The organism is Moorena sp. SIO2C4 (assembly GCF_010672485.1).
Taxonomy (GTDB): domain Bacteria; phylum Cyanobacteriota; class Cyanobacteriia; order Cyanobacteriales; family Coleofasciculaceae; genus Moorena; species Moorena producens.
The window spans coordinates 1-5,260 of the sequence record NZ_JAAHGN010000506.1 but is presented as its reverse complement, the minus strand read 5'-3'; the positions used below and the strand labels follow the sequence as shown (position 1 = coordinate 5,260).

Sequence of the window (5,260 nt, the reverse complement as noted above, 5' to 3'; positions counted from 1 at the left end):
TCCCCAATCATCTCAGCAATTTCCTCAGGTGAAGGGGTTTCTCCGTGCCACAACGCACTACCAGGGGCTGGCTTATCCATGAATAAATCCAGTTTGCCATCATTGAGGCCAATTACCGCATTAGTTAGGGGTAAACCAGCAAAATACAGGAAGTGACTGCTAGCCCGAAACGGGAACGAATTGGCTCGGAAATTTCGAGGACTAGGATGTCCAGACCAGAGAATTACTGGAAAATCCACCAGCTGAGCCAGTTTTTGACGCCGTTGCTTTAGTGTAGTGGCTAGAGAGCCGTCATGGTTGTTAATCATCGGATTTATTATAATTTATTTGTTTAACCTTCACCGTTGAATATTTATACCGTAAATTCCACAAGACCTGTGGAATTTGTTTAAAATTATCCCCAGGGGCGACCTAATAGTAAAATCTGCCCAGTGATCGGGTTTGGGACGAGCAATGACAATGTTATTGGTCTAAGCAACATCCAACTATGGAAACTGAACCAGAACAGATTAACACCACAGATTAACACAACAGATTAATGCGATTCGGCGTTCGCGGAGCGTGACCTTAGGTCAATGATCATAATTGAGTTCAAAGCTTACGGGAAAGAAAGTCAATACAAAGCCATAGATGAAGCTATTCGGACAGTTAAATTTGTTCGCAATTCTTGTCTTCGTTTATGGATGGACAATAAAGGGACTGGGAAATATGACCTTAGTAAGTATTGTAAAGTACTGGCTAAGCAATTCCCTTTTGCTAATGAGCTGAACTCAACAGCACGACAGGCAGCTTCTGAACGTGCATGGTCATCGATTGTTCGATTTTATGACAACTGCAAAAAGAACAAGCCTGGAAAAAAGAGCTTTCCTAGATTTCAAAAACATTGCCGGTCTGTAGAGTACAAGCAGTCTGGTTGGAAGCTATCCTCTGATAATAAGGCTATCACCTTCAGTGACAAGAAAAGCATCGGAAAGCTCAAGCTCAAGGGAACTTGGGATTTGTGGCAATTCGACAAAAAACAAATCAAAAGAGTAAGGATAATTAAACGCGCTGATGGCTACTATGTTCAATTTTGCGTAGCAGTTGACATAAAAGAAGACTTAGACCCTTCTAAGAGAAACGTTGGTCTAGATTTGGGACTAAAGGAGTTCTATACTGACTCTGACGGAAACACAGAACCAAATCCTAGATTCTATAGGAAAGGCGAAAAACGCTTAAAGTTTTATCAACGTCGAGTATCTCGGAAAGTGAAAGGCTCTGCTAACCGCAAGAAAGCCATTAACAGACTAGGAAGGCATCATCTTAGAATAAGTAGGCAGCGTGAAGAACATGCTAAGAGACTGGCACGTTGCGTAATCCGGTCTAACGACCTGGTCGCTTACGAAGATTTAAGAGTCAAGAATCTAGTAAAGAATCATTGTCTTGCTAAGTCTATTAATGACGCTGGTTGGTATCAATTCAGGAAATGGCTGGAGCATTTTGGAACTAAGTTTGGCAGAGTGACTGTAGCAGTAAATCCTGCTTATACAAGCCAAAACTGCTCAGAATGCGGCGAAGTAGTGAAGAAATCATTATCAACTAGAACTCACATTTGTAAGTGTGGTTGTAAGTTGGACAGAGACCATAACGCCGCAGTCAATATCCTTAAAAAAGCCTTGGGTACGGTGGGGCACACCGGAACCTGGATCATAGATCCGAACGCTTCGGGAGATTTAGCCTCTACTGTTCTTGGTTCCGGCCAGGTTCAGCAAGCCGAGTCTATGATCGAAGAATCCCCGCGCCTTTAGGACGGGGAGTGTCAACTATTTATTAATAGTATTACACCAGAATCCGCCCAAGCCTTATCGAATCCTCAGTTAGCCGATATTGCCCGTTTCTTTAGTGACGAAACCGTTGCTGCTACTGGCTGGATACACTTCCTAGTTCTGGACTTGTTTGTAGGCCGTTGGATTTATTGCCAAGGGCAACAGGCTGGTATTTGGACTATTCACTCCCTAATTCTATGCTTATTTGCAGGACCAATCGGACTACTTTCTCATATTATTACCGCTTGGATTACCCAGAAATCCACCTCAGATAATCCCTTAGACCCTGAAACCACCAGTCCATCACAGACATAATCAGCGGGTTTATATCTGGGTTGTAAACACAGGGATTGCTTAAAAAGGCAAAAGGCAATAGGCAAAAGGCAATAGGGTAAAGAGGTCTGGAGTTTTATGGGACAGTCAAAAAATACCTTTTAGGTTTACATCTCATTTAAAGCACTACCCATTCAGGTTAGGAAATTGATACAAGTTGAAAAGCTGTTATGCTAAAATTTAGCCTGTTGCCTGTTGCCTTGCCCGTAGCGCTATGTCTTTGCCTAGATTAAGAAATATTTCAATTTGCCAGTTACCTTGACAAATTTGGGTTAAAAAACGCTATTATTATAGTAATAGTTATTCAAAAGCTAACTAAAGAATTAGGTAAAAATAAACACGAACTATAGGGTGCTTTACCATCGTTACAACTCAACACTAAAGGCTTTGAGGATAATGAGAAGCAACATCAAAAAGACGTTTGAAGCTGTTGAAGAATCAATCGGGAATGTTTACCAGGAATGGGGGAGTTTTCATGAGCATATCCGTGAGCAGTTACCCCCAGAATACTACAGTGAACTCGAAGATTTAAACAGCCAATTCCAGGTGGCGGTAAGTGAATTAGTTAAAGAACTCAGTGAACCGGTTCTTACCTTAGCGACAACCGGGACAACTAGCAGTGGTAAAAGTACCCTGGTCAACTTCTTGTGTGGCACAGAAATTCTCCCAGTTGCTGTACAAGAAATGAGTGCAGGGGTTGTGATTGTAGAATACAGTGAAACGAAATCTCTGAAAATTGATCAGACCCCAGGGGCACTTTGGGAATGTGGAGAATGGCGCAATCTTACCGACGAAGACATTTATGACCGTTTAGACCAAGTCATGAAGTCCTATCTTCAAGCTAATCGAGACGAAAAAACCAGTGTTGCTTGTCCACAAGCAACGATATATTATCCTTTCCGGCTTGTAGCCGATCCTAACCTGCTTGATTTGCCTGAAAAAACCAAAGTGCGAATCATGGATCTTCCCGGTTTAGCCCATGTGGGTGATGAAGGGAATGCTTCTGTGATTAGAAAATGTAAAGAAGCCTTATGTATAGTTACCTATAATAGTGCAGAAATCAATAAAGATACTGTTAGTCAGTTACTCCAAGAAGTCGTTGATCAGGTCAAAGAACTAGGAGGCTCACCAGCCCGGATGCTTTTTGTTCTGAATCGAATTGATGTGTTTCGGGATGACAAAGATTGGCCGGATAGTGAAAGATTTTTTTTCAAAAGAACTGTTCACGATATCAAACAGAAGTTAACCAAGGAGCTAGAAGAATATCAAGAAGATATTAGTGCTTTACAAGTAATAAAAATGAGTGCATTGCCAGCTCTATTGTCGGTTCAAATGAAGAGTCATAATCAGCAAAAAAGTACTCAAGCATCTGAAAAAATAAACAAGCGCTTTAATTTTTTAATTCCAGAAGATATCCTAGAAGATTTACCTGGACTGGCAAAGAAGTGGGATTCACAAGGACGTAAACGTGTTTCAGACGCTGTTTGGGAAGTATCTTACGCAGACGAATTTCACAAATACCTGAAAGAGCATATCGATGAAAACTTTCCACAATTAGTTATTCCACAAATTGTAGACCGCTTTAAAGCTAAAGCAGCTAATGCAGTAGCAGAGTGGGCTATACAAACCACTTATGCCTTCATTAATAGTAAAGAAGAAGACTACCAAAAAGAATGTGATAATATCGCCCAAATTCGGCAAGACATCAGTCAGTTTATTTCACAAAAAGCTCAAGAACTAAGAGACCCTTTTGAAAAAATTGAAAATGCTCTAAAGGGTTTTAGAGAAGAGAGCGGTCAAAGTTTTTCCGAGGATAATAACTCTTCAGATACTACTTCAGATCCTAGGAATGAGTTGGAGCAAATTGTCGAAAGTATCATTGAAGAACTCAGGCAAGGAGACTACCAAGAGCGCGCAAACAGTTTAATATCGCTCTATCGATGGAGAAGAGGAGTAGAGCAAGCAGTAGTAAAGGAAATATTGACGCCAACGGTTGAGTCTTTGGATACAGGAAAAATATGTTTATATAGCAAAGTGCTTCAAGAAGCTGATCCGGACAAGTTGAATCTTTTAGAAGGAGTAATTATAGATTTAATTGATTTAGAATATCCTACTAAAAATGGGAAGAAGATCGAAGCACGTACTGAGCAAGAGAAAAAAGATTTAAGGAAGCTTAATGATAAACTCAATCAATTGACTAGTGCATTGAAGGGTCTGATGAATGAAGCTGTCAAACAAATATTAGATCGAGAGATGAGAGGGGTAGTTGATGCCTTGAAGACTTTATTGGATTATTACCTGTCTCTTCTTGAGGAAGGAATGGGGAATATTGCCCCCAATTTAGCCATTAGCTTTTCGAGATCAGAACTTGAGATAATTGATAGTATACCTGAGCCAAAATTTAAGTTTGAAGCTGGATTCGCAATTATAGAAGGCACATGGCTAGAAGACGTTGAAGTTACGGAACTCAAGCGAACTTTATTTTTATTTAAAAGAAAAGTAAAGACGATTAAACAAGAACCACGCTCTAGTGATAATGCTCAGTTACCAAAAATAGAAGACATCAATAAAGACTGGCTATGGCAAAAAAATCAGGCAGAAATAGAAATTTATAGTCAGGTTGCGGATTGGTTTATCTGTCAAACCAATAAGTTTATAAAAAAGGTTGAGTCTTCTCAAAAAGAAATTGTAGACCGTTATCAAGAGCGGCTAGATAAAGCCTATGATCAAGCTCAACTATCTTTACAAAAAGACTTATCGATCTGGAATCCCCTACACCAGGAAGCTAAACAACTTAAGGAAAATATTAAGAAAGCTGGAAAAGTGCTGAGGTAGTTTCCCTCTATTCTGTAAGCTAGGGAAGCAACTTGATCAATATTCCAATTTTCCTTAAAGAGTATGATAACCAAATGGATAAAGAATCTCGAAGCCGCTTCGACGAAGTTTATAGTGAAATTGAGAAATGCTACAAATCAAAAGCCAAGGGTTGTATGTATACAGCAATCAGCAAGCTGTCTCCAGACAACTACCAGGAAATCTGTGAGCATTTCAATATAACTCAGGATTCGACCATCACACAAGACTTTCAGTTTTTGAAAAAGTATTTCATTGACGATGATAAA

The 5,260-nt window shown here is 39.9% G+C and carries 5 protein-coding genes; 4 read left to right on the top strand and 1 reads right to left on the bottom strand.

The window, feature by feature from the left end; genetic code table 11:
- Positions 1-308, bottom strand: a 308-nt coding sequence (locus F6K20_RS23095; protein ID WP_287296162.1) for an aminopeptidase P N-terminal domain-containing protein, incomplete at its 3' end; no start/stop codon positions are given.
- A gap of 267 nt (positions 309-575) precedes the next feature.
- Between F6K20_RS23095 and F6K20_RS23090 the strand changes: the two genes are divergently transcribed.
- The 4 genes from F6K20_RS23090 to F6K20_RS23075 form a co-directional block, all read left to right on the top strand.
- Complete coding sequence (locus F6K20_RS23090) at positions 576-1,787, top strand: RNA-guided endonuclease InsQ/TnpB family protein (protein ID WP_083373843.1); 1,212 nt, start codon at positions 576-578, stop codon at positions 1,785-1,787.
- A gap of 21 nt (positions 1,788-1,808) precedes the next feature.
- Positions 1,809-2,120 (top strand): ABA4-like family protein, encoded by a 312-nt coding sequence (locus tag F6K20_RS23085; protein WP_075873636.1) that lies wholly within the window; start codon positions 1,809-1,811, stop codon positions 2,118-2,120.
- 414 nt (positions 2,121-2,534) lie between these two features.
- On the top strand, positions 2,535-4,973 hold the full coding sequence (locus F6K20_RS23080; protein ID WP_008180586.1) for a dynamin family protein: 2,439 nt from the start codon (positions 2,535-2,537) through the stop codon (positions 4,971-4,973).
- A gap of 74 nt (positions 4,974-5,047) precedes the next feature.
- Positions 5,048-5,260, top strand: a 213-nt coding sequence (locus F6K20_RS23075; protein ID WP_287296160.1) for a hypothetical protein, incomplete at its 3' end; no start/stop codon positions are given.

What these genes read in the sequence shown, in the direction of transcription:
- F6K20_RS23090 (WP_083373843.1), top strand. Translation starts at nt 576, where the DNA reads ATGATCATAATTGAGTTCAAAGCTTACGGGAAAGAAAGTCAATACAAA.
- F6K20_RS23080 (WP_008180586.1), top strand. Translation starts at nt 2,535, where the DNA reads ATGAGAAGCAACATCAAAAAGACGTTTGAAGCTGTTGAAGAATCAATC.